This window comes from Devosia sp. GW821-FHT12F11 (genome assembly GCF_058806655.1).
In genome coordinates this window covers 193,961-220,853 of sequence record NZ_JBXAPX010000009.1, presented here as the reverse complement: position 1 = coordinate 220,853, position 26,893 = coordinate 193,961, and the positions used below count along the sequence as shown (strand labels likewise).

Sequence of the window (26,893 nt, the reverse complement as noted above, 5' to 3'; positions counted from 1 at the left end):
CGTGCCCACAATAGAGCTGATCGACGATCTCCGCGCCGCCGTCGGGCGCCGCTACCTCATTACCGGCGACCGGAAGACCGAGCGCTACCGCCGCGGTTTCCGGTCGGGCGAGGGGGATGCCGTGGCGGTGGCGAAGCCCGGCACCCTGCTGGAGCTGTGGCGAGTGCTCGAGGCGACGGTCCGCCACGACGCCATCGTCATCATGCAGGCCGCCAATACCGGCCTCACCGAGGGCTCGACGCCCAGCGGCCATTATGATCGCCCGGTGGTCGTGGTGAACACGCTGCGTCTTGCCGGTATCCAACTGCTCGACGGCGGCAAGCAGATCGTCAGCTTCCCCGGCAGCACGCTCGACAAGCTTGAGAAGCTGCTGAAGCCGATCGGCCGGCTGCCGCACTCGGTAATCGGCTCGTCCTGCCTCGGCGCTTCGATCGTCGGTGGCGTCTGCAACAACTCCGGCGGCTCGCTGGTCCACCGCGGTCCGGCCTATACCGAGCTGTCGCTGTTCGCCCAGATCGGCGCCGACGGCCGGCTGGAACTGATCAATCACCTCGGCATCGAGCTCGGCAACAGTCCCGAGGAGATCCTCGGTCGCCTGCAGGCGGGCAGCTATTCGGCCGAGGATGTGCAGCACAATGTCGGCCTCGCGTCGGATCGTGAGTATGCCGAGCGGGTGCGCCAGATCGATGAGCCGACCGCCGCGCGTTTCAATGCCGATCCGCGACGCCTGCATGAGGCCTCCGGCAGCGCCGGCAAGGTGGTAGTGTTCGCCGTGCGTCTCGACACGTTCGAGAAGCAGGGTGGCGAACAGGTGTTCTACATCGGCACCAACGACGTTGCCGTGCTGACCCGGTTGCGCCGCGAACTGCTCAGCCTGAGTGCATTGCCGGTGGCCGGCGAGTACATGCATCGCGACATGTTCGATGTCGCCCGCAGCCACGGTAAGGATACCTTCCTCGTCATCCAGCGCTTCGGCACCGAGGTAATGCCGACCTTCTTCAACCTGAAGGGCAGGGTGGATGCCACGCTCAACAAGCTGCCGCTGCTGCCCAAGCAGCTTTCCGATCGCATCCTGCAGGCCATGAGCCACCTGTTCCCCGAGCACCTGCCGCAGCGCCTGCTCGAGTATCGTGACCGCTATGAGCATCACCTGATGCTCCGCATGTCCGGCGACGGCATTGCAGAGGCCGAGGCGCTATTGGACGGGGTGTTCGCCGACGGGGCCAACGGTGCGTATTTCAAGTGCACGCCCAAGGAGGGAGCACAGGCCTTCCTGCATCGCTTCGCCGCGGCGGGCGCCGCCATCCGCTATGCGCTGATGCATGAGAAGGACTCGGGCGGCCTGCTGGCGCTCGATATCGCGCTCCGCCGCAACGATCACGACTGGTACGAGCACCTGCCGGCGGCGATCGACAGCCAGCTCAAGCTGAAGCTCTATTATGGCCACTTCCTCTGCCACGTCTTCCACCAGGATTACGTGTTGACGAAGGGCGCCGATCCGCACCAGGTGAAGGACGCCATGCTGGCCGTGCTCGACCAGCGTGGCGCTCAGTATCCCGCCGAGCACAATGTCGGCCATGTCTATGCATCAAAGCCCGAGCAGCAGGCGTTCTTCCGCGCGCTCGACCCGACCAACAGCTTCAACCCCGGGATCGGCGAAGATTCCAAGCACCGGAACTATGCCGGCGATCACCACCACGACCACTCACACTGACGGGCGCCTAAGACCCCATCCCGCATAGAGCCGTTTGAGCTGTCGCATCGAGTTGACCTCGACCAGCGGCAGCCCGACGGCTCGGACGCGGTCGCGATCCCTCTCGCGCCGGGTCGGCTGCACGAAGAGGATCCAGCGGATCATCTCCCACTTGAGGCTGTCTTTGTTCCCCGCCAGCGCGCCCACCCGATTGCTTTGGAACAGGGTGCGCCACAGGTAGCGCCGGAAGTTCGCCCAGTGGTTGTCATAGAGCAGGATGATGCCGGTGGCGCGGGCGAAACGCTGCGGCATCAGGCTGGAATAGTTGCCGTCCATCACCCAGCGCTCCCTGAGGATCGCGGCATCATGCAGCGCGTGAAACTCCTCGTCCGGCCGCTGTACCCAATTGGTATCGGGCAGATGGCGGAACAGGTCGACATGGAACGGTTCGGCGCCGATCTTGTTTGCCAGCGCGACAGCGAGCGTCGACTTGCCGGAATTCGATGGCCCGCAGATCATGATGCGTTCGCCAAGCGCCGAGAGTGGCAGCACGTCCATCTTCACCCCCATGTTCAGTAAGCCCCGCGTCCGGGGACGCGGCTTATACTGTATCTGGCCCAATGAGGCGAGACGCCGGATCGGTGGTGCTGCGGATCGCCTGCGGCCCGTCTCACCGCCAATGTGGAGCTGCTGAAGTGAGCGGGCTTCCCTCCACCGCAGCGCTGCAGCTAGAATGTGGGAGGGCGGTGCGCGTGCACCGCCTTTCGTTCGTGGGAGGGTACCGCCGTGGCCAAGGTCGTCATCATCGGAGGCAGCGGCCATGTCGGCACCTACCTCGTGCCGCGGCTGGTCGAAGCCGGGCACCATGTCATCAACGTCACCCGCGGCCACCGCAAGCCGTACACGCCCAATGCAGCGTGGGGCAGGGTGGAGACGGTGCTCATCGATCGCGAGGCCGCCGAACACGAGGGCAGTTTCGGCACTGCCATCGCAGCGCTCGAGGCCGACATCGTCATCGACATGATCTGCTTCGTGCTGCCGCGCGCCCAGCAACTGGTGGAGGCGCTGCGCGGCAAGGTGCAGCACTTCATCCACTGCGGCACCATCTGGGTCTATGGCCACAACGCCGCCGTGCCCGCAACCGAGGACCAGCCGCTCAACCCCTTTGGCGAATACGGCACGCAGAAAGCGGCGATCGAGAGCTACCTGCTCGACGAGGCGCGCCGTGACGGCTTTCCGGCCACCGTGTTCCGTCCCGGCCATATCGTCGGCCCGGGCTGGACGCCGCTGAACCCGGCGGGGCACTTCAATGCCGAGGTGTTCTCGCAGATCGCCCGCGGCGAGGAACTGGCGCTGCCGAACTTCGGGCTCGAGACCGTGCATCACGTCCACGCCGACGACCTGGCGCGGCTGATCATGGCGATCATCGCCAACCGCTCGACCGCCGTCGGCGAGGCCTTCAATGCCGTCTCGCCGCAGGCCATCAACCTGCGCGGCTACGCCGAAGCGATGTACCGCTGGTTCGGCCACGAGCCGAAGCTCAGCTACCTGCCGTTCGAACAGTGGAAGGCCGGGCAAGACGCCGACGAAGCCAACGCCACCTGGGAGCACATTGTCCGCAGCCCCAGCCACTCGATGGAGAAGGCGAGGCGCCTGCTCGGATACAGCCCGCGCTACTCCTCGCTGGAGGCCGTGCAGGAGGCCGTCCGCTGGCTCGTTGCCAACGGCAAGGTGCAAGGTCCGCAAGACTAGTGAAATCGGCTCATGGCACACCATCGCTCATCACGAGGTAAGCCATGACCCAGAGTTACGAAGCCCGCATCAACCGCGTCACCGCCTACATCCACGAACACCTCGACGAGCCGCTCGATCTCATACGCCTTGCCGACGTCGCGGCGATGTCACCCTGGCACTGGCACCGCGTCTATTCGGCGATGCGTGGCGAGACTGTCGCCGCTGCGGTCCGCCGCCTCCGCCTGATGCGCGCCGCCAACGAGCTGGCCAACACCGACGGGCCGGTCGAGGCGATCGCCAGACGTTCCGGCTACGACAACCTGCAGTCCTTCACCCGCATCTTCGCCGAGGCCTACGGCATGCCGCCGGCCCGCTATCGCCGCGAAGGCAGCCACACTGCATTCAACCCGGCGCAGAACGGCGCCCCGACGCCGCACTACGCCGTCGAGGTTCGCCATCTGCCGGCGATGACCATCGCCACCGAGCCGCATGTCGGCGACTACATGAATATCGGCATGGCCTTCGACCGGCTGTTCGACCGCCTCGGCGCCGCCGGCCTCGTGGACCAGAACACCCGCATGTTCGGGGTCTATGGCGACGACCCGAGCGCCGTGCCCGTAGACGAGCTCCGCTCCTCGGCAGCCGCCACGCTCGGCTCTCCGCCGGCCGGCTTGCCGACCGCCACGACCCGTGCCGGCGATTACGCTGTGCTCCGGCACAAGGGGCCATATGCCGACATGCGCGCCGAGTACACTTGGCTGTTCGGCACCTGGCTGCCGCAATCGGGCCGCGACATGGCCGATGCGCCGGTGTTGGAGGAGTATCTCAACAGCCCGCGCGACACCGCGCCGTCCGAACTGCTGACCATCCTCTACCTGCCGCTGGTGTGAGCCATGGGAAAATCCTGGACCGAACGGCTCAACGCTCCAGCCGAGCCGGTGGTGAAGCCTGCCCCGATCAGCATCGCCGGCATGCGCGCCGGCCAGATCATGCTGGTGCCCACCGCGGGGATGATCGCCGACTTCATGTCGGCCATCCCGCCGGGCCAGACTGTCGATCCCAAGACCATGCGCCGCGAGCTGGCGGAGCGTCACCATGCCGAGGTGACCTGCCCGATCTACACCGGCTACCACCTCCGGACCGTCGCCGAAGCCGCCCTCGAGGCCTATGCAGCCGGCGTCCCGGTCGAGGCGATCACCCCGTTCTGGCGCGTCCTCGATGCAGCGAGCCCCACCGCCGGCCGCTTGCCGAACGGGCCGGCCTTTGTCGCCACCCGGCGGGCGGCCGAGGGCTGAGGGCGGGGGGACGCGAAATTTTCTCCCTGTCCCCCTTCACTGTGTCATGTCCGTTCTCTAACAAGGGCCGAGCAATCGATTGCACGGACAAGGGGTCACGCACATGTCTACCATCATCGACATCACCGGCCGGCAGGTCTTCGACAGCCGCGGCAACCCGACCGTCGAGGTGGATGTGGTGCTCGATGACGGCAGCTTTGGCCGCGCCATGGTGCCCTCGGGCGCTTCGACCGGCGCGCATGAGGCCGTGGAACTCCGCGACGGTGGCAAGCCGTTCCTCGGCAAGGGCGTCACCAAGGCGGTCGACTTCGTCAATACCGAGATCTTCGCCGAGATCCAGGGTCTCGACGCGCTCGACCAGATTGGCGTCGACCGCGCCCTGATCGAACTCGACGGCACCCCGAACAAGTCGCGGCTGGGCGCCAACGCCATCCTCGGCGTTTCGCTCGCCGTCGCCAAGGCAGCAGCCGAATCGAGCGAACTGCCGCTCTACCGCTATGTCGGCGGCCCCAACGCCCACGTCCTGCCGGTGCCGATGATGAACATCATCAATGGCGGCGCCCATGCCGATAACCCGATCGACATGCAGGAATTCATGATCCTGCCGGTCGGCGCCGAGAGCATCGCGCATGCGGTGCAGATCGGCTCGGAGATCTTCCACACCCTGAAGAAGGGTCTGGCGGCCGACGGCCACAACACCAATGTCGGCGACGAGGGCGGCTTCGCGCCCAACCTCAAGTCGGCCGAGGCGGCGCTCGAGTACATCGTCAAGTCGATCGAAAAGGCCGGCTACACCGCCGGAAAGGACGTCTATCTCGGCCTCGACTGCGCCTCGACCGAGTACTTCAAGGGCGGCAAGTACGCCATGGCAGGCGAAGGCAAGACGCTGTCGTCGGAAGACAACGCCAAATTCCTCGCCGGCCTCGTCGACCGCTTCCCGATCATTACCATCGAAGACGGCATGGCCGAGGACGACTGGGAGGGCTGGAAGGCGCTCACGGACCTGCTCGGCAAGAAGGTGCAGTTGGTCGGCGACGACCTGTTCGTCACCAACACCGAGCGCCTGCGCTCCGGCATCAAGATGGGGGTCGCCAACTCGATCCTCGTCAAAGTGAACCAAATCGGCTCGCTCTCCGAGACGCTCGACGCCGTCGATACCGCCCACCGCGCCGCCTACACCTCGGTGATGTCGCACCGCTCGGGCGAAACCGAGGACTCGACGATCTCCGATCTCGCCGTTGCCTGTAACTGCGGGCAGATCAAGACCGGCTCGCTCTCCCGCTCCGACCGGCTGGCCAAGTACAACCAGCTGATCCGCATCGAAGAGCAGCTCGGCACCTCGGCCAAGTATGCCGGCCGCAGCATTTTGAAGGCCTGATCTAAAACCCTGACACGCGGCGGTAGCTGAATCGGCTACCGTCGCCTGATGACCGACCACCTCCGATATGCGGGCTTGCCCGCCGCCACCCAGGCCGAAGCTCTGCGCGACATCATCCGCGCCACGCCGCTGCTGATGGATGTGCTCGAGCGGCTGCCGGCGTTGCACCTGCCCGACAGCTGGCTGGTCTCCGGCGCCATCTACAACACGGTCTGGAACCACCTGACAGGGCGGCCGCCGTTGACCGGTATCAACGACATCGACCTCTTCTATTTCGACGCCTCGGACCTGAGCTACGAGGCCGAGGACCGCGCCATCAAGCGCGCCGATCATGCCTTCGCCGGCCTGCCGCTGCCGGTGCAACTGCGCAACCAGGCGCGGGTGCACCTGTGGTACCCCGAGCGCTTCGGCGAGCCCTATCCGGCGCTGAACTCGTCGCGTGAAGCCATCGACCGCTTTGCCTCGCTCACCCACGCCGTCGGCGCGCGGCTCGATGACAGAGGGGAGATCGAGCTTTACGTCCCCTTCGGTCTCGACGACCTGTTCAGCTTCCGCCTCGTGCCGAACCGGCGGATGAACAACCGCGCCACGCACGAGAAAAAGGCGGAGCGGGCGAGGACGGTGTGGCCAGAGATTGTTGTGGAGGCTTGGTAGGCTAAATAGACTGGGCTCCCTTCGCGATGCCGCCCAATCCACCGGCGTCATCCCCGCGAAGGCGGGGACCCAGTGCGATCTCTCAGCACTCCGTTGCTACTGCAGGCATCCCACTAGGTTCCCGCCTTCGCAGGAATGACGCCGGTGGGTGCTCACCCCGCAACCACCCGTTAAGCCACGGTGAACTATAAAGGCCTGCAAGAGAACCAGGCGAAGCTCGTCCATGCCCACCCGTTTGAAACGTCCTGCCTTCTGGCGCCATGTCGCCCTCGCGCTCGGACTTGTCGCCTTTCAGGGCTATCTCGGCTACAGTGTCGTCACCGGGCAGTTCGGCATCGAGAGCCAGGATGTGCTCGAGGCCGAGATCGACGAACTCGGCGCCAAGTCTGGTGCGCTGCAGGCCGAGATCGACTCGTTCCGCCACCGGATCGACCTGTTCCAAACCACCCGGATGGACCCGGACCTGGTCTCGGAGCGGGCGAGGGCGCTGCTCTCGATGGCCCAGGCCGATGACATCGTGGTGATGGTCGATCCTCGAACCGGTAAACCGCTTTCGGGTTCATCTGCTGCATCAACCACAGATCAGTTAAGCGGAATTATCGAAGACGGCATAGACTGATAGCGCCGTTTCTTCATACGCTACGCGGATTCGCCTCCGTCACATTATTGCGCTAAGCTCCGCCGGTTCGCGGCTCTCCATGCCGTGCGACATCGATGCGGCTTATCCCTATTCCGGAGCTCTCGCCCATGGCGCGTAAAGCGGCGGCCAAAACGGCCCAGTCCAATGTCCCCGAACTCACCAAGGAACAGGAACTCGCCGCTTACCGCGAAATGCTGCTGATCCGTCGCTTCGAGGAGAAGGCCGGCCAGATGTACGGTATGGGCCTGATCGGCGGCTTCTGTCACCTCTATATCGGCCAGGAAGCCGTCGTCACCGGCGTCACCATGGCGTCGAAGAAGGGCGAGGACGCTCAGATCACCGGCTACCGCGACCATGGCCACATGCTGGTCATGGGGCTCGACCCCAAGGGCGTCATGGCAGAGCTGACCGGCCGCCAGGGCGGCCTGTCGAAGGGCAAGGGCGGCTCAATGCACATGTTCTCCAACGAGCATCGCTTCTACGGCGGCAACGGCATCGTCGGCGCCCAGGTGTCGCTCGGCACCGGGCTGGCGTTTGCCAGCAAGTATCGCGGCGATAACACCGTTTCGATCTCCTATTTCGGCGACGGCGCGGCCAACCAGGGCCAGGTCTACGAGAGCTTCAACATGGCCAAGCTCTGGAATCTGCCGGCGGTCTACATCGTCGAGAACAACCGCTACGGCATGGGTACCTCGGTCGAGCGCGCCTCAGGCCAGCCCGACTTTTCCAAGCGCGGCATCTCCTTCGGCATCGAGGGCGAGCAGGTGGACGGCATGGATGTCCGCATGACCTATGACGCCGCCAAGCGCGCCATCGAGCATGCGCGCTCGGGCAAGGGCCCCTACATCCTCGAAATGCTCACCTATCGCTACCGCGGTCATTCCATGTCCGACCCGGCGAAGTACCGCAGCAAGGACGAAGTCTCGACCATGCGCGCCGAGCACGATCCGATCGAGCAGGTGAAGCAGCGCATCCTCGAGAAGCGTTACGGCACCGAGGAGAGCCTCAAGGAGCTCGAAACCGAGATCCGCGCCATCGTCACCGAAGCCGCCGATTTCGCCACTTCCGATCCGGAGCCGGCCGCGTCGGAGCTCTGGACCGACATCTACGCTCCCGCCTGATCGGCTTTATTCCCGCGTTTCCCTTTCGATCTCCCGCTGGAGACCCCCTGAATGCCCACAATTCTCATGCCCGCCCTTTCGCCGACCATGGAAGAGGGGAAACTCTCGAAATGGCTGGTCAAGGAAGGCGACACAGTAAAGCCCGGCGACGTATTGGCCGAAATCGAGACCGACAAGGCGACCATGGAGGTCGAGAGCGTCGATAGCGGCGTGGTGAACAAGCTCATCGTCCCCGAGGGCACCGAGGGCGTGAAGGTGAACGCCCCGATCGCCGTCGTTCTAGGTGAAGGCGAGGAGCCGGGCGACGTCAGCGCTCAGCCGGCGCAGCGCGCGCCGGAGACTGTTTCCGCTGCGGCGGTTGCGGAAGCCGTGGCTTCACCGACGCCGACGGCGCCAGCGGGCGTCGCCCCGGTATCCATCCTCGAAGCCGCATCTGATCCCGATCTGCCTGAAGGCGTCGAGATGGTCGAAATGACCGTTCGCCAGGCCCTGAACGAGGCGATGGCCGAGGAGATGCGCCGCGACAAGGACATCTTCCTCATGGGCGAGGAAGTGGCCGAGTACCAGGGCGCCTACAAGATCAGCCAGAACCTCCTGCAGGAGTTCGGTCCGCAGCGCGTTGTCGACACCCCGATCACCGAGCACGGTTTTGCCGGTCTCGCCGTCGGCGCGGCTTTTGCTGGCCTCCGGCCGATCGTCGAATTCATGACCTGGAACTTCGCCATGCAGGCGATCGACCAGATCATCAACTCCGCCGCTAAGCAGCTTTACATGTCCGGCGGTCAGGTCACCGCGCCGATCGTCTTCCGTGGCCCCAATGGCGCTGCCGCCCGCGTCGGCGCGCAGCACAGCCAGGACTATTCGGCCTGGTACAGCCACGTGCCCGGCCTCTACGTCGTCGCGCCCTATAGCGCAGCCGACGCCAAGGGACTGCTCAAGGCGGCGATCCGCTCCAACAACCCGATCGTCTTCCTCGAGAACGAAATCCTCTACGGTTCGACCGGCCTCGTGCCCAAGGTTGACGACTACGTGCTGCCGATCGGCAAGGCGCGTATCGCGCGGCAGGGGAAGGACGTGACCATCGTCTCGTTCTCGATGGGCATGCGCTACGCCACCCAGGCGACCGAAAAGCTTGTCGCTGCTGGCGTCGATGTCGAGCTGATCGACCTGCGTACCCTGCGTCCGATGGACACCAAGACCGTCATCGAGTCGGTCAAGAAGACCGGTCGCCTCGTCACTGTCGAGGAAGGCTGGCCGCAGGGCGGTATCGGTGCGGAGCTCTCCGCCGTCGTCACTGCCGAGGCGTTCGACTACCTCGACGCCCCGCCGACCCGCGTCACTGGCAAGGACGTTCCGATGCCCTACGCCGCCAACCTTGAAAAGCTGGCTTTGCCGAGTGTCGACGAGGTCATCGCGGCGGTGAACGCCGTGACCTACAGGAGCTGACCCTGATGGTTGCGCAGGCAGAGCTTGATCGGAAGTTCCTCGACGCAGCCTATGAGGAGGCCCAGTTGGGTCTCTCCGAGGGCGGCATCCCGATTGGCTCGGTGCTGGTGCGCAATGGCCAGATCATCGGCCGTGGCCATAACCGCCGCGTGCAGAAGGGCGATCCGATCCTGCACGGCGAAATGGATGCGATTCAGAACGCCGGCCGGCAGCGCACCTACAAGGATGTGACCTGCTACACCACGCTCAGCCCCTGCATGATGTGCACCGGCACCATCATCCAGTTCGGTATTGCCCGCGTGGTCGTGGCGGAATCGAAGAATTTCAAAGGCTTCCAGGATGTTCTGTCACTGGCCGGCGTTGACGTGGTGGACTACCACGAGGAGCGCTGCGAGCACATGATGGCGGATTTCATCGAGAAGCATCCGCAACTCTGGAACGAAGATATCGGCGAGTAAGGCACCATGAGCATCAACATCACCATGCCCGCGCTCTCTCCCACCATGGAAGAGGGCAAGCTCGCCAAGTGGCACGTCAAGGAAGGGGATAGCGTCTCCTCCGGTGACGTGATCGCCGAGATCGAGACCGACAAGGCGACGATGGAAGTCGAGGCGGTCGACGAGGGCAAGATCGGCAAGATCGTGGTTCCGGAGGGCACCGAGAACGTGAAGGTCAACGCAGTGATCGCGGTCATCCTCACCGAAGGGGAGACCGCTGCCGACGTGAAGACCCCGGCGCCTGCCGTCGCACCCGCCGCCAAGACTCCGGAACCGGCGAAGGCCGAGGCTCCTGCCGCCGCACCGGCTCCTGCTGCGGCCCCGGCCCCCGCGCCGGTGAAGCCTGCCGCTGCTCCGGCAGCAAACGGCGCTCGCGTTTTCGCCTCGCCACTGGCCAAGCGCCTCGCCAAGGAAGCCGGCATCGAGCTCGGCGCCATCTCAGGCTCGGGCCCGCATGGCCGCGTGGTCCGTTCCGACGTCGAAGCCGCCAGATCCGGCAAGGCACCGCTGAAGGCCGCTCCGGCCCCCGCGTCCGCCGCAGCTTCCGGTGGGGGCGCGGCTCTCGCCGGCGGCATGAGCAAGGCGCAGGTCATGGCCCTCTATCCCGAGGGCAGCTATGACATCGTCCCCAATGACGGGATGCGCAAGGTCGTCGCGGCGCGCCTTACCGAGGCCAAGCAGACCATTCCGCATTTCTACCTGTCGCTCGACTGCAAGATCGACGCGCTGCTCGAAGCCCGCGAACAGATCAATGCCGCCGCGCCCGTCAAGGACGGCAAGCCCGCCTACAAGCTCTCGGTGAACGACTTCGTCATGAAGGCCTGGGCCGCGGCGCTGATGAAGGTGCCGACCGCTAACGCCACCTGGGCCGGGGACTGCATCCTCTACCACAAGCACGCCGACGTGGCGGTTGCAGTGGCCGTGCCGGGCGGGCTGTTCACCCCGGTGGTCAAGTCCTGCGATACCAAGTCGCTGCGCCAGATCTCCGAGGAAGTGAAGGATCTTGCCGGCCGAGCCCGCTCCAAGAAGCTGATGCCACAGGAATACCAGGGCGGTACCTCCTCGGTGTCGAACCTCGGCATGTATGGCATCAAGAACTTCCAGGCCGTCATCAACCCGCCGCATGGCACCATCCTCGCGGTCGGCGTCGGTGAGGAACGCGTCTATGCCGAGAAGGGCCAGGTGAAGGTCGCCAACTTTATGACTGTCACCCTCAGCTGTGATCACCGCGCCGTCGACGGCGCGCTCGGCGCCGAAGTGCTGGCGGCGTTCAAGGGCCTGATCGAAAACCCCGTAATGATGCTGGCTTGAGTGCAGGGGCTTCACCATGAAGACCATCCTCGCTTTCGGCGACAGCCTGACGTTCGGCGCCAACCCGATCCCGGGCGGCCTACGCCACCCCTACGAGGATCGCTGGCCGACCGCCCTCGAGAGCGCGCTCGACGGCAAGGCGCGGGTCATCGCCGAAGGGCTGGGCGGCCGCACCACCGTGCACAATGACGGCTGGGCAGCTGCCGATCGCAACGGCGCGCGGCTGCTGCCGACGCTGCTCGAGTCGCACTCGCCGCTCGACCTGGTCATCATCATGCTGGGCACCAACGACCTGAAGCCGTTCCACGGCCGCACGGCGCAGGAGGCCGCCAACGGCATGCGCCGGCTGGTGCAGATCGTTCGCGGCCACTACGTCAAGCCGACCGACGTGATGCCGAAGATCATCCTCGTGGCGCCGCCGCATATCCGCGATACCGATCATCCGGAAATGCTGCTGCATTTCGGCGACGCGGCGATCGGCCAATCGAAGCTTCTTGCCCATTGGTACAAGCTGCGCGCCGATGAATACGGCGCCGGCTTCTTCGATGCCTCGACCGTCGCCGAAGCGCATCCGGCCGACGGCGTGCATCTCGACGCCGCCAACACCCGCGCCATCGGCGAGGGTCTCGCACCGCTGGTCAAACAGGTACTGGGCCTGTGACTGCCCCGGTCGCCATTCGCGGTGCGGAGCCGGACGATTTTCGTCAGCCACTGCCGAGATGTGCGTGGGAGAACGGCATGTCCATGCCGGGTACAGGCGGCGGGGATCGAAAAGTCTCGACTGTGTCGTGGGCAGAGTCCAATCGTCAGAAAATTGGCATGCTCACCGGGCGTGCCGTTGAAGGCGAGGCATCACGGCCGCGGGCGTTCGTGCGGATCGAACACGGCCCGCTTGCTGAGATCGAGGCACTCGCCGCGGGTACATGGCTCATTCAGGGGTTTGGTGTCGACCCGGACTGGCTGGACCGGGGAGTGGAGCGGCTGTTGCTCGATGAGGCGGTCCGGTGTGCGAATTCGGCTCGGCTCTCCGGCGTTAGCACTATTATCGGTCGCATGGCCCAGGACCTGATTGCGTGGTTCGAGGATGAAGGTTTTACCGCTCGGGCGGAGTGTGGCGGCGCCTACGGGGCTGTGGCCGCGCCCGTGACGTGGGTGCTGCTGGTGCGGGAGACGGTGCATTGACTGCTCCGATCGCCATTCGCCCGGCGACCAAGGCTGACGCGAGCGAGATCGCGCTCTTGGTCAACATCGCGACGCATGGCGGCATCGGCATGGGCTGGGCGCACGATGCGCGCGCGAAGGGCACCTACGACCCGATCGAGGTCGGTCGGCTGGATATGCTCGACGAGCGCGATGAATTGAACTGGCGCAATGCCACGATCGCCGAAAGCGATGGCGAAGTGGTCGGCATGCTGCTCGGCTACCCTGAGCCCGATGTCATGGGCCCGTTTCCGGACGATCTCGAGGACTTCCTGGTTCCGATCGTCGAGCTCGAGTGGCTGTCTGGCGGGCACTGGTTCATTTCGATGCTGGCGGTGCATGCACCGTGGCGTGGGCACGGCGTTGGCAGCCTGCTGCTCGAGCTGGCAGAGACGAAACGCGCCGAGGCCGGCAGCAACGGCCTGGCGCTGATCACAGAAGACGTGAACGTACGGGCGAGAGAGCTCTACGAGCGCGAGGGTTTCAAGGTTTCCGCGTCGCGGCCGATGCGCAGGTACCCCACCGGTGCGGCTCGTGGCAGCGACTGGCTATTGATGATGAAGGACCAACAACATGGCTGACTCATACGATCTCATCGTCATCGGCGCCGGTCCGGGCGGCTATATCGCCGCGATCCGTGCGGCGCAGCTAGGTTTGAAGACCGCCATCGTCGAGCGCGAGCACATGGCCGGCATCTGCTCCAACTGGGGCTGTATCCCGACCAAGGCGCTGCTCCGCTCCGCCGAGATCTACGGCCACATGGGCCACGCCAAGGACTATGGCCTCACGGCCGGTGAGTTCGGCTTCGACATTGCCGCCATCGTCGACCGCTCGCGCAAGATCGCCGGGCAGATGAACAATGGCGTCCAGTTCCTGATGAAGAAGAACAAGGTCGACATCATCTGGGGCGAGGCGCAGCTGACGGCGCCGGGCGAGATCGTGGTCAAGAAGATGACCAAGAAGCCGGTCGAGCCGCAGTGGCCGCAGCCGAAGACCGTTTTGCCCGAGGGCACCTACAAGGCCAGGCACATCATCATCGCCACCGGGGCGCGGCCGCGCGTCCTGCCCGGCATCGAGCCCGATGGCGAGAAGATCTGGACCTATTTCGAGGCGATGAAGCCGGCACAGTTCCCGAAGTCCCTTGTCATCATGGGGTCGGGCGCCATCGGCATGGAGTTTGCCTCGTTCTACCGCTCGCTCGGCGCCGAAGTGACGGTGGTCGAGCTGCTGCCGACCATCCTGCCGGTCGAGGACGCCGAGATCGCGGCGCATGTGAAGAAGCGCTTCGAAAAACGCGGCATCAAGATCATCACCGACGCCAAGGTGTCGAAGGTTGACAAGACCAAGGACGGCATCACCGCGCATATCGAGCCCAAGACCGGCGACAAGCTGACCATCTCGGCCGATGCACTGATCTCCGCGGTAGGCGTCCAGTGCAACACCGAGAATCTCGGGCTCGAGAAGCTCGGGGTGAAGATCGAGCGCGGTGCCATCGTCATCGACAATTACGGCCGGACCAATGTGCCGGGCGTGTGGGCCATCGGCGACGTCGCCGGCCCGCCGATGCTGGCCCACAAGGCCGAACACGAGGCGGTCATCACCGTCGAGACCATTGCCGGCCTCAAGGGCGTGCATGGCCTCGACAAGCTCAAGGTCCCGGGCTGCACCTATTGCGAGCCGCAGGTGGCGAGCGTCGGGCTTACCGAGGCCAAGGCCAAGGAGGCCGGCCGCGAGATCAAGGTCGGCCGCTTCCCGTTCGTCGGCAATGGCAAGGCGATCGCGCTCGGCGAACCCGAGGGCCTGGTGAAGACCATCTTCGACGCCAAGACCGGCGAGCTGCTCGGCGCCCACATGGTGGGTGCGGAAGTCACCGAGCTGATCCAGGGCTTCGTCGTCGCCATGGGCCTCGAGACCACCGAGGAAGAGTTGATTCACACCATCTTCCCGCATCCGACCCTTTCTGAGACCATGAAAGAGTCGGTGCTCGACGCCTACGGCCGCGCGCTCAACATCTAGCCCGCATCGGCCAGGATCAAATGAACCACCCGGTTCCACCCGAGGACATTCCGTTCATGTCGCCAGAAATCACCTCGCTGCTTATCTTCCTTGGCATCGGCCTCGTCGCCGGCTGGATCGCCAGCCTGATCCTCGGCGGCGGCGGGTTGCTGCGCAACCTGATCGTCGGCGTCATCGGCTCGGTCGTCGGCGCCTATCTGCTGACGCTGGCCAAGGTCGAGCTGCCGATCGGCAATGCGCTCGTCAGCCAGATCGTCACTGCCACCATCGGCGCCATCGTGGTGCTGCTGATTGCACGGCTGATTACCAAATAGTGGGGACCCGCCGGGGTTGAACCCGCGATGTCGAGACGCGATATCGATTTGGGGTCAAACGGGGGTAAGACAATGGGTCTGCCGGAAAAGCAGTTTGGGGGAGAGTTTCAAATGGGTCGTATGGACACGCGCTCGCTGGTCATCTTTCTCGTCATCGGTCTCGTCGCTGGCTTCCTTGCTAGTCTCGTGGTCGGCGGCGGCGGGTTGATCACCTACCTGGTGAGCGGCGTCATCGGTTCGTTCGTGGGCGGTTATCTGTTCACTGCCCTCAATATCAACCTCGGCATCAAGAGCCCGATCGTCACGCAGATCATCACGTCGACGGTTGGCGCTATCATCGTTGTCGTCATTGCCAGGCTCATTGCCGGCTAGGAACGCCTCTTGGTCACCCTGATCGACAGTATAGACACCCGCCCGCGGCATCCGGAAAAGGCCAACCGGCCCGAAAACGAGATGCTGCGAAAGCCGGACTGGATCCGGGTCAAGGCACCGGGCTCTCCCATCTACAAGGAGACCCAGCAGATCGTGCGCGAGAACGGTCTCGTCACCGTCTGCGAGGAAGCCGGCTGCCCGAATATCGGCGAGTGCTGGAGTAAGAAGCACGCCACCATGATGATCATGGGCGAGATCTGCACCCGCGCCTGCGCCTTCTGCAATGTGCGCACCGGGTTGCCGACCGCTCTCGATCCGAACGAGCCGGAGAACGTCGCCAATGCGGTCGAGAAGCTCGGCCTTGCGCATGTGGTGATCACTTCGGTCGATCGCGACGACCTGCCGGATGGCGGTGCCGAGCACTTCGCCCAGGTCATCCGCGCCATCCGTGCCCGCACGCCCAAGACCACCATCGAGATCCTGACGCCGGATTTCCTGCGCAAGGAAGGCGCGCTGGAGATCGTCGTGGCTGCCAAGCCCGACGTGTTCAACCACAACCTCGAGACGGTGCCGTCGAAGTACCTGAAGGTCCGTCCCGGCGCCCGCTACTTCCATTCGATCCGCCTGCTGCAGCGGGTGAAGGAACTCGATCCGAGCATGTTCACCAAGTCCGGTATCATGGTCGGGCTCGGTGAGGAGCGGAACGAAGTCCTGCAACTGATGGACGACCTGCGCTCGGCCGATGTCGATTTCCTGACCATCGGCCAGTACCTGGCGCCGACCAAGAAGCACCATCCGGTGCAGCGCTTCGTCACCCCCGAAGAGTTCAAGTCCTACGCCACCGTGGCGACGACCAAGGGTTTCCTCTTGGTTTCGTCCAGCCCGCTGACCCGTTCGTCGCACCACGCCGGCGAAGATTTCGAACAACTCCGCGCCAACCGGATGGCCAAACTCGCCCATGGCTGATCTCTTCCTCGAGCGGCATTCGCCGCATTTGCCGCAGCGCATGTTCGATCTGGTCTCCGACCTCGAGGCCTATCCGCGCTTCATCCCCAACTGCAAGGCGATGGAGGTGCGCGACGACGCCACCGGCGAGGGCATCCTGGCGCGGATGACCATCCAGTTCGGCCCGATCACCCAGGCCTATACCAGCCGCGTGGTCGCCGACCCGCAGGCGCTGACCATCACCGCCAAGGCGGTCGACGGGCCATTCGCCTATCTCGACAGCAAGTGGAGTTTCGAGCCGGAAGGCGAGGGGACCCGCATCCGCTTCGATATCGACTTCAAGATCGCCAACCCGCTGATCGCTGCGGTCGCAGAACCAGCCTTCGCCGCCAAGCAGAGCGAGATCATCGACGCCTTCGAGGATGAAGCCGACCGGCGGTTCGGGTAGGGGGGCGGGAGCATCCGACCACGGACGTGCCCCGTCGGCTCGCCCAAAACTCGATGTCATCCCAGCGAAAGCGGACCCAACTCGCAGCCCGCACCGGCGGATAGATGGGGCCCAGCTTTCGCTGGGATGACACCGGTGGGTGTTGCACAATCGGAGCTTAGAAGTTGCGCGGCCGCAGCCCTTAGGCCTTCGCCGCCTTCAGCAGCAGCTTCAGTGCCTGCACCACGGTCGCGTGGCGCACCTCGTCACGATTGCCGGGGAACACCTTCTTGAGGTGTGTCGTGCCGGCCTCCGTTGCCACGGAGAAGTGCACCAGCCCGACCGGCTTGTCGGCGCTGCCGCCGTTGGGGCCGGCAATGCCGGTGACCGCCACCGCCACGTGCGTGCCGGCAGCGCCAATGGCGCCGTCGGCCATCGCCATTGCCACTTCCTTCGATACCGCACCGAACTGCTTCAACAGGCCGAACGGCACGCCGATCATCGAGATCTTGGCCTCGTTGGCGTAGCTGACGAAGCCGCCATAGACCACGTCGGACGAGCCGGAGATCGACGTCAGGGCGCCAGCGATCAGCCCGCCGGTGCAGCTCTCGGCCGTCGCCACGGTCATCCCGGCGGCCTTGAGGGCATTGATGGTCTCTTCGGCGAGGGCCGCGATATCGTCGGGCAGCTTCATCTCAATCCTCCCTGGGCAGTTCGATGCTGGCGCTGGCCATGGCGACGATCCCCTCGCCGCGGCCGGTAAAGCCGAGTTGCTCGCTGGTGGTGGCCTTGATGGCCACCCGGCTGGTGGAAATGCCGCAAACCCCGCCGATGGCGGCCTTCATGGCGTCGACATGCGGCCCCACCCGCGGTGCCTCGCAGACGATGGTGATGTCGAGATTGACGATCCGCCCGCGCCGCTCGCCGACGAGGCCGGCAGCGTGCTTCAGGAAGATCGACGAGGCTGCGCCCTTCCATTGCGGATCGGAGGGCGGGAAGTGCTTGCCGATATCGCCTTCACCCAGCGCGCCATAGATGGCGTCGGTCAGCGCGTGCAGCGCGACGTCGGCATCCGAGTGGCCCTTGAGCTTATGGGTGTGGGGGATCTCGACCCCGCCCAGCCAAACCGAACTCCCGCTGTCGAACGGATGAACGTCGAAGCCGGTGCCGATGCGGGTTTCCATGGCCGTCTCCTTGCCCAACAGGCGCTCCGCGCGCGCGAAATCCTCGGGGTGAGTGATCTTAAGATTATGCGTGCTGCCCGGCGTCAGGGCCACGCTGAGCCCCGCCCATTCGGCGATCGCCGCGTCGTCGGTGAACTCGCGCGGCAACCGGCCGGCGCGGAGGTGCGCCGAGAGAATCTGCGGGAAGCGAAACCCCTGCGGAGTCTGCGCCGCAAACAGTGTCTTGCGGTCTTCGGTCGCCGCCACCGTCCGGCCGTCGACCGACCGCTTGATGGTATCGGTCACCGGCACCACGGGCAGGGCGGCCTCGCTGCCCTTCAGTGCCTCGATCACCCCACCGATCACCTCCGACGAGACCAGCGGACGCGCTGCGTCCTGGATCAGCACCAGGTCGGGCCGCCTGGAGCTGAGGGCAGTGAGGCCGGCCAGCACTGAGGCCTGGCGCGTCTCGCCCCCGGTGACCGGCGGCAGCAGGCGCGGATCAACCAGGCCGAGTGCCGCATAGCGGTCCACCTGCTCGGAGTGGATGACCGGCACCACCCAGGTGACGTCGTCACGCCCCAGAAATGCCGCGATGCTGCGGCTTAGCACCGGCGTGCCGGCGAGGTCGCGGTACTGCTTCGGGCTCGCGTCTGCGGCGTTGCTGGCGCGTTCACCACGGCCGGCAGCGACGACGATCACGGCGATGGTTTTTGTGCCTGTCATTGTCGTTTCATATCGCGCCCCTAATGGCGCGGGCTTGGTCTACCGGCGGGTTTTCCCCGCAGCAAGCCCGGTGCCGAACATTGCGCAATCCGATGAGATATGTGGTTGCGCCGCGCCCGCTTTTGACTATTCTGCGGGCATTTCGTGGAAATGAGCAAATCTGGGGCAGGGTGTGTCTGATATTGCCTGCACATTGAGCATTGCTGGTCATGAGTTGCCGAACCGCGCCTTTCTGGCGCCGATGGCCGGGATCACCGACGCGCCGATGCGGAAACTCGCCGAGCGCTTTGGCGCCGGCCTTGTCGTCTCGGAGATGATCGCCAGCAACGCGCTGGCCACCAACAATGACGACATGGTGCGCCGCCTCAACAAATCCGGCTCGCTGCCGCATGTCGTGCAACTGGCCGGCTGCGAAGCGCAGTGGATGCGGAAGGGCGCCGAGATCGCTTATGCGGCCGGCGCCGATATCATCGACATCAATATGGGTTGCCCCTCCAAGCGCGTCACCAACGGCTATGCCGGGTCCGCGCTGATGCGGGTGCCCGACGAGGCGCTGAAGCTGATCGATGCCGTGGTTGCCGCGACACCGTTGCCGGTCACCGTGAAGATGCGGCTCGGCTGGGATGAGGACAGCCTGAATGCCGCCGACCTGGCGCGGCGCGCCGTTGATGCCGGAGCCCGGATGATCACCGTCCACGGCCGCACCCGGCAGCAGTTCTACAAGGGCGAGGCCCGCTGGGATCTGGTTCGCCCGGTGGTCGAGGCGGTGAAGGTTCCGGTCGTCGTCAATGGCGATATCACCAGTATCGCCGCGGCGCGCGAGGCGCTGGACAAATCCGGCGCCGCCGCCGTGATGATCGGCCGCGGCGCGCAGGGGCAACCCTGGGCCGTCGGGCAGATCGGTGCACAACTGGCCGGTCGTGAGCCGCAGGCCGCACCGACTGGCGCAGAGCTGGCCGAGCTGGTCGCCGGGCATTACGACGCCATGCTGACCGACTACGGCACCCAGCTCGGCGTGCGCGTCGCACGCAAGCATCTCGATTGGTATCTCGAAGCGGCCAATATCGTGCTCGACAAGCCGGTTCGCAGCCAGCTGCTCAATGCGCTGGAGCCGGCCGAGGTCAGCAGGATGATCGGCGATATCTACTCAGGCGACTGGAGGCTCGCAGCATGAGCAAGGTCCCGCCGCCGGCCCTCAGCACGGCGGTGCTGCAGGCATTGCCGCAGCCCGTCATTGTCTGTAGCGAAGACCGCACCATCGTCTTCGTCAACTACGCCGCCGAGGCGTTCTTCGGGGCCTCGCAAAGCGTCTTGTCGCGCCAGCGGCTCGATGACCTCATCGCCTTCGGCTCGCCTATTATCGGCCTGATGCAGGCGGTCGCCGATCGCCGTGGCCCGATGACCGAGTACCGCGTCCGGGTTGGCTCCTCGCGCTTCTCCGACGTCGGCGACGATCGGGTTGTGGACGTCTTCGCCTCGCCGCTCTCCGATGCCGACGGTCGTATCGCACTGCTGTTCCAGGAACGCACCATGGCCGACAAGATCGACCGGCAACTGGTCAGCCGCGGCGCGGCGCGCTCGGTTACCGGCCTCGCCTCGATGCTGGCCCACGAGATCAAGAACCCGCTGTCCGGCATTCGTGGCGCAGCGCAGTTGCTCGAGCAGAGCGTCACGGCCGACGAGTTGCCGCTGGCGCGCCTGGTGCGCGACGAGGTGGACCGCATCGTCGACCTGATCGACCGTGTCGAGGTGTTCGGCGACGATCGTCCGATCGAGCGCGAGCCGATCAATATCCACGTCATCCTCGACCGGGTGAAACTGCTCGCCAGGAATGGCGTCGCCAAGGGCATCACCTTCCATGAGGAGTATGATCCGTCGTTGCCGCCGGTCGGCGGCAACCGCGACCAGCTCATCCAGGTATTCCTCAATCTGGTGAAGAACGCCGCAGAAGCCCTTGAACGGACACCGAAACCTGAGATCCGGTTCTCGACGGCGTTCCGTCCGGGCATCCGCATTTCGGTGCAGGGCGTGTCCGAACGCATTTCGCTGCCGCTGGAGATCGTTATCGAAGACAACGGTCCCGGTGTGTCGCCGGATCTGGTGCCGATCCTGTTCGATCCCTTCGTCACCACCAAGGCCAACGGCTCCGGTCTCGGCCTCGCGCTGGTCGCCAAGATCATCGGCGACCATGGCGGGGTCGTCGACATGGACAGCCGCCCCGGCCGCACCCGCTTCCGTATCCTGCTGCCGGTCGCTGCCAAAAGCACCGTGACTGAGACTGTCCCCCAAGAGGTTCCGGCCGAATGAGCCATACTATCCTGCTCGCCGACGACGATGCCGCGATCCGCATGGTGCTGAACCAGGCACTGACCCGGGCCGGCTACGAGGTGCGCCCGACGGGCAACCTCTCGACCATGTGGAACTGGGTGAGCCGCGGGGAAGGGGACCTGCTGATCACCGATGTCGCGATGCCCGACGGCAATGCCTTCGACATCATGCCCAAGATCAAGAAGCTGCGTCCCGACCTGCCGATGGTGGTGATGAGCGCGCAGAACACCTTCATGACGGCGATCCGCGCCAACGAGGTCGGCGCCTACGAGTATCTGCCGAAGCCGTTCGACATCACCGAGGTGCTCTCGGTGGTCGGCCGGGCCCTAGCCGACGCCAAGAAGTCCTCTCCGGCCGAAAAGAAGGCCGATGAGCCGGGCGAGACCATGCCGCTGGTCGGCCGCTCGCCGGCCATGCAGGACATCTACCGCGCCCTGGCGCGCCTGATGCAGACCGATCTGACCGTGATGATCACCGGCGAGAGCGGCACCGGCAAGGAGCTGGTGGCGCGGGCGCTGCATAATTTCGGCAAGCGCCGTAACGGACCGTTCGTCGCCATCAACATGGCGGCCATCCCGCGCGACCTGATCGAAGCAGAGCTGTTCGGGCATGAGAAGGGCGCCTTTACCGGCGCGACCGCCCGCTCTTCCGGCCGCTTCGAGCAGGCCGAAGGCGGCACCCTGTTTCTCGATGAGATCGGCGACATGCCGATGGATGCCCAGACCCGCCTGCTGCGCGTGCTGCAGGAGGGCGAGTACACCATGGTCGGCGGGCGCACGCCGATCAAATCCAACGTCCGCATCGTCGCCGCGACGCACCGCGATTTGAGCCAGATGATCCGCCAGGGCCTGTTCCGCGAGGATCTCTACTACCGGCTCAACGTCGTGCCGATCCGCCTGCCGCCGCTGCGCGAGCGCGTCGACGACATCAACGATCTGGTGCAGCACTTCTTGCGCGCCGCGCAGCGCGAAGGCGAGCCGGTCAAGACCATCTCCGCCGACGCTATCCGGCTGATGCACAACTACTCCTGGCCGGGCAACATCCGCGAACTGGAGAATCTGGTCCGCCGCCTGTCGGCGCTCTACGCCGACGAGAACATCTCGCTCGAGATCGTCCAGAGCGAGCTCAACCTCGCCGATCGGCAGCCGGTGCAGAACAACAGCGGGCCGGTGGACGTTTCGACCGCGGTAGAAACCCATGTCGCCCAGGTGCTGCGCGAGTATGAACCGAACCTGCCGCCGGCTGGGCTTTACCAGCGCGTGCTCGACCGGGTGGAGGCGCCGCTGATCGCCATGGCGCTCAACGCCTGCGGCGGCAACCAGATCCGGGCCGCCGACCTGCTGGGTCTTAACCGCAACACGCTGCGCAAGAAGATCCGCGCCCACTCGATCGAGATCGTCAAGCAGTCGCGCCGCCAAGGCTGACACAGCGCGCCGATACATCACATTGCCGGGCGGGCCGCAGACGCCTGTTGCGAAAATGCATCGACGGGACTACTCAAGCCGGAGAGTTGCATTGGCGCCACGCCTTGGTGTCACATTTCAGCAACAATTGTCTTGAAGGGTGAATCAGTGGGCGAGGCCGCCCGCGATCCGTCCACAACCCGGCTTCTGGATGCACGACGCAACGCTCACCAGCGACGCACCACCCGAGTCGATTCCCGCGCCCTCGGCGGCACGGACCCGTCCGTTGCTGTTTGGCGACACTGGCCGCAAGGCCATCCGCACCATTGGCCTGATCATCGTCCTGTTGTCGGTTTTCGTGTCGTCGGGCTCGTTCCTGATCATGACCGGTGCGACGGATATCGAGCCGACCCCCGAGGTCTGGACGATCATCTGGGTGATCAACGGCCTGCTGGTGGTCTCGGTGGTAGCGCTGGTGCTGACCGAGGCGACGCTGCTGGTCCAGGCGCGTGTGCGCGGACAGGCCGGCGCCGGACTGCAGGTTCGCATGGTGGCGATGTTCGCCACAGTGGCGGCCGTTCCCGCGTTGCTGGTGGCCGTCGTTGCCATGATCTCGCTGAACCAGGGTCTCGACCAGTGGTTCTCGGAACGCACGCGCACCATGGTGGAGAGCTCGCGTCTCGTTGCACGCTCCTACCTGCTCGAGCATTCGCAGGTGCTGCGCGACGACATCATCTGGGTCGCCAACGAGCTCGAGCAGGCGCGTGGCACCTTCGAAACCGACCGTACCAAGTTCCAGCGCATCCTGACCGCCCTCGCCGTCACCCGCTCGCTGCCGTTCACCTCGCTGATCTCGGCCGATGGCGACACGCTGATGAAGGCGCAGATCAATGCGCCCGGCACGGCGCCGCGGGTGCCGGCCGGCCTGACGCAGGGCGTGGTCGAGGGAACGCCTACGGAAATCGGCCCCGGGCGGACCAATCTCGTCGGCTCGGTGGTGAAACTGCGCGGCTACGACAACACCTATCTGTTCGTGGCGCGCCCGGTCGACCCGGAGGTGCTGGAATTCACCCGGCTCACCGACGCCAACATCACCGAATACCGCAACTATGAGAGCAACCGGCTGGTTTTCCAGATCACCTTCACGCTCATGTATATCGGCATGGCCCTGGTGCTGCTGCTTGCCGCGGTGTGGATCGGCATCGCGCTGGCCAACCGCTTCGTCGACCCCATCCGCAACCTGATGATCGCCTCGAGCCGCGTCTCGGAGGGGGATCTCGACGTGCGCGTGCCGGTGCAGGAGGGCAGGGGCGACCTGCGTGACCTCACCAATCGCTTCAACACCATGACGCAGCAGTTGAAGACGCAGCGCCTCGCCCTGGTTGAGGCCAGCGAGACCAACGAGAAACGTCGCCAGTTCACCGAGGCCGTGGTGGAGGGCGTATCGGCCGGCATCGTCGGGCTCGATCCGTTCGGCGCCATCACCCTGGTTAACCTGCGCGCCGCCGAGATGGTCGGTTCCGACGAAATCTCGCTGGTCGGCAAACGCATCGATGAGGTGATCCCGGGGCTTGCGCCGGTGATCGAGCGCGCCAAGTCGGCGCGCCGCGGCACCATCCGCGACCAGATCGAGATTGGCTCAGGCCCTGACTACCGCACCTACCAGGTGCAACTCACCCGCGAAGGCACGATGACCGAATCCAAGGGGTTCGTCGTGACGCTCGACGATATCACCGACCTGCTTTCTGCACAGCGTACCGGCGCCTGGGCCGATGTGGCGCGGCGCATTGCGCACGAAATCAAGAACCCGCTGACGCCGATCCAGCTTAGCGCCGAGCGCCTGCGCCGCCGCTATGCCAGTAAGCTCGCCGACGACTTCGAAGTCTTCGACAAATGCGTCAACACCATCATCCGGCAGGTGGGCGATATCGGCCGCATGGTCGACGAGTTCTCGTCGTTCGCGCGCATGCCGGAAGCCAAGCTGGAAAAGGGCAACCTGACGGAGTCGATCCGTCAGGCGGTGTTCCTCGAGAGCGTCCGCCTGCCGGAAGTCACCATCAACATGGAGCTGCCCGAGCAGCCGATCACTGCCTGGTTCGACAACCGGCTGATCAGCCAGGTGCTGACCAACCTGATCAAGAACGCCGTCGAAGCGATCGAGGGCGCAGGGCTCGAAGGCATCAAGAATCCGGTGATTACGGTCGAAGCCGGCCCCGAAGGGGACATGGTTCGCCTGTCCATCTCCGACAACGGCAAAGGCTGGCCGAAGGAGAACCGGCACCGGCTGCTCGAGCCTTATGTGACGACGCGCGAGAAGGGCACCGGCCTGGGTCTCGCGATTGTCGCCAAGATCATTGAACAACACGGCGGCAAGGTCGACCTGATCGACGCCGAGCCGGACGAAAACGGGCGCATCGGCGCCTGCTTTACCTTCACCCTGCCGCTCAAGCGGCCAGGTGAAACAGACGACGGGGAGCCAGCAGCTTCCCAGACGGTGGCGGGGCAGCAGACCGCTACCGAGACCACAAGTGACGCAGCGGGTCGGGCAGACCCTGACAGCGGACAGCAAGAGGAGCCGCAATTGCAAGCGGTTGATAATACCTGATGGCCCTCGACATACTGATTATCGATGACGAGGACGACATCCGCGACCTGATCGCGGGCATTCTCGAGGACGAGGGCTACCAGACCCGGCAGGCGCACGACGCCGATTCCGGGCTGAACGAGATCGCCCGGCGCCGGCCGAGCCTGGTGTTCCTGGATATCTGGATGCAGGGCAGCCGGCTCGACGGCCTGCAGCTGCTGGATGAGTTCCAGAGCCAGCACCCCGATATGCCGGTGGTGATGATCTCGGGCCACGGCAACGTCGAAACGGCGGTCAGCGCCATCCGGCGCGGCGCCTACGATTACATCGAGAAGCCGTTCAAGGTGGATCGGCTGTTGCTGATCACCCAGCGCGCCATGGAGGCGGCTCGCCTGAAGAACGAGGTGGCCGATCTCCGCGAGCGCTCGAACAAGACCGTCGAGCTGGTCGGCAACTCGCAGGCCATGCAGGCGGTGAAGGGCGTCATCGAAAAATCGGCGCCGACCAACTCGCGCATCTTCATCTCGGGCTCCTCCGGCACCGGCAAGGGCCTCTCGGCGCGGCTGATTCACCAGCGCAGCGCCCGGGCCGAGGCGCCGTTCGTCGAAATCAACTGCTCGCTCTACTCGCCCGAGGAAGTGGCAGTCGTGCTGTTCGGCCGCGAGACGCGCGAGAAAACGGGAACGCTGCGCACCGAGGTCGGCGCGCTCGAGAAGGCGCATGGCGGCACGCTGTACCTCTCCGAAGTGGCTGCCCTGCCGCAGGCGGCGCAGCAGGCGCTGCTGCGGACCCTAGTCGAGAGCAAGTTCAACCGCGTCGGCGGCGCCGTCGCCGTGCCGATCGACGTGCGCATCATCTCGTCGAGCTCACAGAACGTCGCCGGCCTGATCGAGGAGGGGCAGTTCCGCTCGGACCTGTTCCACCGGCTGTCAATCGTTCCACTGCACCTGACGCCGCTGAAGGAGCGCCGCGAGGACATCCCGCCGCTGGTCGAGGTGTTCATCGAGCAGGTCTGCCGGCTGCACAACCTCAAGAGCCTGTCGATCGGCGACGACGCAGTGGCGGTGCTGCAGGGGCAGGATTGGCCCGGCAATGCCCGCCAGTTGCGCAACTCGATCGAGCGGCTGCTGATCCTCGTCAAGGACCAGACTCCGGCCGATGGCGTGATCACCGCTGCAATGCTGCCGCCCGATATCGGCGAAGTGCTGCCAACCGTCGGCGACAGCGACTCCTCGGCCCACCTAATGAGCCTGCCGCTACGTGACGCCCGCGAGGTGTTCGAGCGGCAGTACCTGATGGCGCAGATCGAGCGGTTCGGCGGCAACATCTCCAAGACCGCCGAATTCGTCGGCATGGAGCGCAGCGCTTTGCATCGAAAAATCAAGTCGCTGGGGCTCTAGGAGCGCTTTCAGGAAAAGTTGCAGACTTTTCAGGTTCGAAAGCGTGAGCAATCAGAAAACAGGGCGTTTCGACGAAACGCCCAAGCGCTCAGGTGCCATGCGCGCGTACGGGTAGGCACTAAGATTCTTCTGTGCCATACTTCAAAGGCGATGGGAGAGTAACCATAAAAGGGGGGCAGGGGCGGTGGCGGCCGTTGCTCCCACCAACAGGGCGTGGCCGGTGGCTCGCGTCCCGCCTAACATCCC

The 26,893-nt window shown here is 65.1% G+C and carries 27 protein-coding genes; 24 read left to right on the top strand and 3 right to left on the bottom strand.

What is annotated here, in order from left to right; genetic code table 11:
- Position 1 precedes the first annotated feature (1 nt).
- On the top strand, positions 2–1,714 hold the full coding sequence (gene dld, locus AC1ROK_RS24375; RefSeq protein WP_492851780.1) for a D-lactate dehydrogenase: 1,713 nt from the start codon (positions 2–4) through the stop codon (positions 1,712–1,714).
- Here the strand turns inward: dld and AC1ROK_RS24370 are convergent.
- On the bottom strand, positions 1,706–2,251 hold the full coding sequence (locus AC1ROK_RS24370; protein ID WP_492851778.1) for a P-loop NTPase family protein: 546 nt from the start codon (positions 2,249–2,251) through the stop codon (positions 1,706–1,708). The genes dld and AC1ROK_RS24370 overlap by 9 nt on opposite strands.
- Positions 2,252–2,479: 228 nt before the next feature.
- On the opposite strand from AC1ROK_RS24370, the gene AC1ROK_RS24365 reads away from it, so the two are divergent.
- The 18 genes from AC1ROK_RS24365 to AC1ROK_RS24280 all read left to right on the top strand — a co-directional run bounded on the left by AC1ROK_RS24365 (position 2,480) and on the right by AC1ROK_RS24280 (position 17,064).
- A complete protein-coding gene (locus AC1ROK_RS24365; protein ID WP_492851776.1) occupies positions 2,480–3,445 on the top strand; it encodes an NAD-dependent epimerase/dehydratase family protein in 966 nt (321 codons plus the stop codon).
- A gap of 44 nt (positions 3,446–3,489) precedes the next feature.
- Entirely contained in the window at positions 3,490–4,317 is an 828-nt protein-coding gene (locus tag AC1ROK_RS24360; RefSeq protein ID WP_492851774.1) for an AraC family transcriptional regulator, read from the top strand.
- Positions 4,318–4,320: 3 nt separating this feature from the next.
- A complete protein-coding gene (locus tag AC1ROK_RS24355) occupies positions 4,321–4,722 on the top strand; it encodes a hypothetical protein (protein ID WP_492851772.1) in 402 nt (133 codons plus the stop codon).
- A 103-nt stretch (positions 4,723–4,825) separates the two neighbouring features.
- A complete protein-coding gene (gene eno / locus AC1ROK_RS24350; RefSeq protein WP_492851770.1) occupies positions 4,826–6,100 on the top strand; it encodes a phosphopyruvate hydratase in 1,275 nt (424 codons plus the stop codon).
- A gap of 48 nt (positions 6,101–6,148) precedes the next feature.
- Complete coding sequence (locus AC1ROK_RS24345; RefSeq protein WP_492851768.1) at positions 6,149–6,754, top strand: nucleotidyltransferase family protein; 606 nt, start codon at positions 6,149–6,151, stop codon at positions 6,752–6,754.
- A 223-nt stretch (positions 6,755–6,977) separates the two neighbouring features.
- Entirely contained in the window at positions 6,978–7,373 is a 396-nt protein-coding gene (locus AC1ROK_RS24340; protein ID WP_492851766.1) for an FtsB family cell division protein, read from the top strand.
- 128 nt (positions 7,374–7,501) lie between these two features.
- On the top strand, positions 7,502–8,515 hold the full coding sequence (gene pdhA, locus AC1ROK_RS24335) for a pyruvate dehydrogenase (acetyl-transferring) E1 component subunit alpha (protein WP_492851764.1): 1,014 nt from the start codon (positions 7,502–7,504) through the stop codon (positions 8,513–8,515).
- A 51-nt stretch (positions 8,516–8,566) separates the two neighbouring features.
- Positions 8,567–9,961 (top strand): pyruvate dehydrogenase complex E1 component subunit beta, encoded by a 1,395-nt coding sequence (locus AC1ROK_RS24330; protein WP_492851762.1) that lies wholly within the window; start codon positions 8,567–8,569, stop codon positions 9,959–9,961.
- Between the two features lie 5 nt (positions 9,962–9,966).
- Positions 9,967–10,419, top strand: coding sequence for a nucleoside deaminase (locus AC1ROK_RS24325; RefSeq protein WP_492851760.1), 453 nt, complete (start codon positions 9,967–9,969; stop codon positions 10,417–10,419).
- A gap of 6 nt (positions 10,420–10,425) precedes the next feature.
- A complete protein-coding gene (locus tag AC1ROK_RS24320) occupies positions 10,426–11,769 on the top strand; it encodes a pyruvate dehydrogenase complex dihydrolipoamide acetyltransferase (RefSeq protein ID WP_492851758.1) in 1,344 nt (447 codons plus the stop codon).
- Positions 11,770–11,785: 16 nt separating this feature from the next.
- Complete coding sequence (locus tag AC1ROK_RS24315; RefSeq protein WP_492851756.1) at positions 11,786–12,430, top strand: SGNH/GDSL hydrolase family protein; 645 nt, start codon at positions 11,786–11,788, stop codon at positions 12,428–12,430.
- A gap of 77 nt (positions 12,431–12,507) precedes the next feature.
- Positions 12,508–12,951 (top strand): hypothetical protein, encoded by a 444-nt coding sequence (locus AC1ROK_RS24310; RefSeq protein ID WP_492851754.1) that lies wholly within the window; start codon positions 12,508–12,510, stop codon positions 12,949–12,951.
- The gene (locus AC1ROK_RS24305) at positions 12,948–13,550 is read left to right on the top strand and encodes a GNAT family N-acetyltransferase (protein ID WP_492851752.1); all 603 of its coding nucleotides are present in this window, start codon (positions 12,948–12,950) and stop codon (positions 13,548–13,550) included. Before AC1ROK_RS24310 ends, AC1ROK_RS24305 begins: the two co-directional genes overlap by 4 nt.
- Complete coding sequence (gene lpdA, locus AC1ROK_RS24300; protein ID WP_492851750.1) at positions 13,543–14,985, top strand: dihydrolipoyl dehydrogenase; 1,443 nt, start codon at positions 13,543–13,545, stop codon at positions 14,983–14,985. Before AC1ROK_RS24305 ends, lpdA begins: the two co-directional genes overlap by 8 nt.
- 56 nt (positions 14,986–15,041) lie before the next feature.
- Entirely contained in the window at positions 15,042–15,299 is a 258-nt protein-coding gene (locus AC1ROK_RS24295; RefSeq protein WP_055879759.1) for a GlsB/YeaQ/YmgE family stress response membrane protein, read from the top strand.
- Between the two features lie 120 nt (positions 15,300–15,419).
- A complete protein-coding gene (locus AC1ROK_RS24290) occupies positions 15,420–15,671 on the top strand; it encodes a GlsB/YeaQ/YmgE family stress response membrane protein (RefSeq protein WP_055877802.1) in 252 nt (83 codons plus the stop codon).
- A 9-nt stretch (positions 15,672–15,680) separates the two neighbouring features.
- The gene (gene lipA / locus AC1ROK_RS24285; RefSeq protein ID WP_492851747.1) at positions 15,681–16,637 is read left to right on the top strand and encodes a lipoyl synthase; all 957 of its coding nucleotides are present in this window, start codon (positions 15,681–15,683) and stop codon (positions 16,635–16,637) included.
- A complete protein-coding gene (locus AC1ROK_RS24280; RefSeq protein WP_492851745.1) occupies positions 16,630–17,064 on the top strand; it encodes a type II toxin-antitoxin system RatA family toxin in 435 nt (144 codons plus the stop codon). Before lipA ends, AC1ROK_RS24280 begins: the two co-directional genes overlap by 8 nt.
- Positions 17,065–17,245: 181 nt before the next feature.
- Here the strand turns inward: AC1ROK_RS24280 and AC1ROK_RS24275 are convergent, their stop codons facing one another.
- Both AC1ROK_RS24275 and AC1ROK_RS24270 read right to left on the bottom strand, forming a co-directional pair.
- On the bottom strand, positions 17,246–17,737 hold the full coding sequence (locus AC1ROK_RS24275) for a CinA family protein (RefSeq protein ID WP_492851743.1): 492 nt from the start codon (positions 17,735–17,737) through the stop codon (positions 17,246–17,248).
- Position 17,738: 1 nt separating this feature from the next.
- Positions 17,739–18,932 (bottom strand): bifunctional 2-C-methyl-D-erythritol 4-phosphate cytidylyltransferase/2-C-methyl-D-erythritol 2,4-cyclodiphosphate synthase, encoded by a 1,194-nt coding sequence (locus tag AC1ROK_RS24270; RefSeq protein ID WP_492851741.1) that lies wholly within the window; start codon positions 18,930–18,932, stop codon positions 17,739–17,741.
- A 172-nt stretch (positions 18,933–19,104) separates the two neighbouring features.
- Between AC1ROK_RS24270 and dusB the strand changes: the two genes are divergently transcribed.
- From dusB to ntrX, 5 genes are all read left to right on the top strand, one after another.
- Positions 19,105–20,106 carry a tRNA dihydrouridine synthase DusB gene (gene dusB, locus AC1ROK_RS24265; protein WP_492851739.1) on the top strand — a complete coding sequence of 334 codons (1,002 nt, stop codon included), beginning with the start codon at positions 19,105–19,107 and terminating at the stop codon, positions 20,104–20,106.
- Positions 20,103–21,239 (top strand): two-component system sensor histidine kinase NtrB, encoded by a 1,137-nt coding sequence (locus tag AC1ROK_RS24260; protein WP_492851738.1) that lies wholly within the window; start codon positions 20,103–20,105, stop codon positions 21,237–21,239. Before dusB ends, AC1ROK_RS24260 begins: the two co-directional genes overlap by 4 nt.
- Positions 21,236–22,684 (top strand): nitrogen regulation protein NR(I), encoded by a 1,449-nt coding sequence (ntrC, locus tag AC1ROK_RS24255; RefSeq protein WP_492851736.1) that lies wholly within the window; start codon positions 21,236–21,238, stop codon positions 22,682–22,684. Before AC1ROK_RS24260 ends, ntrC begins: the two co-directional genes overlap by 4 nt.
- A 190-nt stretch (positions 22,685–22,874) precedes the next feature.
- On the top strand, positions 22,875–25,268 hold the full coding sequence (locus tag AC1ROK_RS24250) for a sensor histidine kinase NtrY-like (protein WP_492851734.1): 2,394 nt from the start codon (positions 22,875–22,877) through the stop codon (positions 25,266–25,268).
- Positions 25,268–26,647, top strand: a complete 1,380-nt coding sequence (ntrX, locus tag AC1ROK_RS24245; RefSeq protein WP_492851732.1) for a nitrogen assimilation response regulator NtrX — start codon at positions 25,268–25,270, stop codon at positions 26,645–26,647. The genes AC1ROK_RS24250 and ntrX overlap by 1 nt, the downstream gene beginning before the upstream one ends.
- Positions 26,648–26,893: the final 246 nt, after the last annotated feature.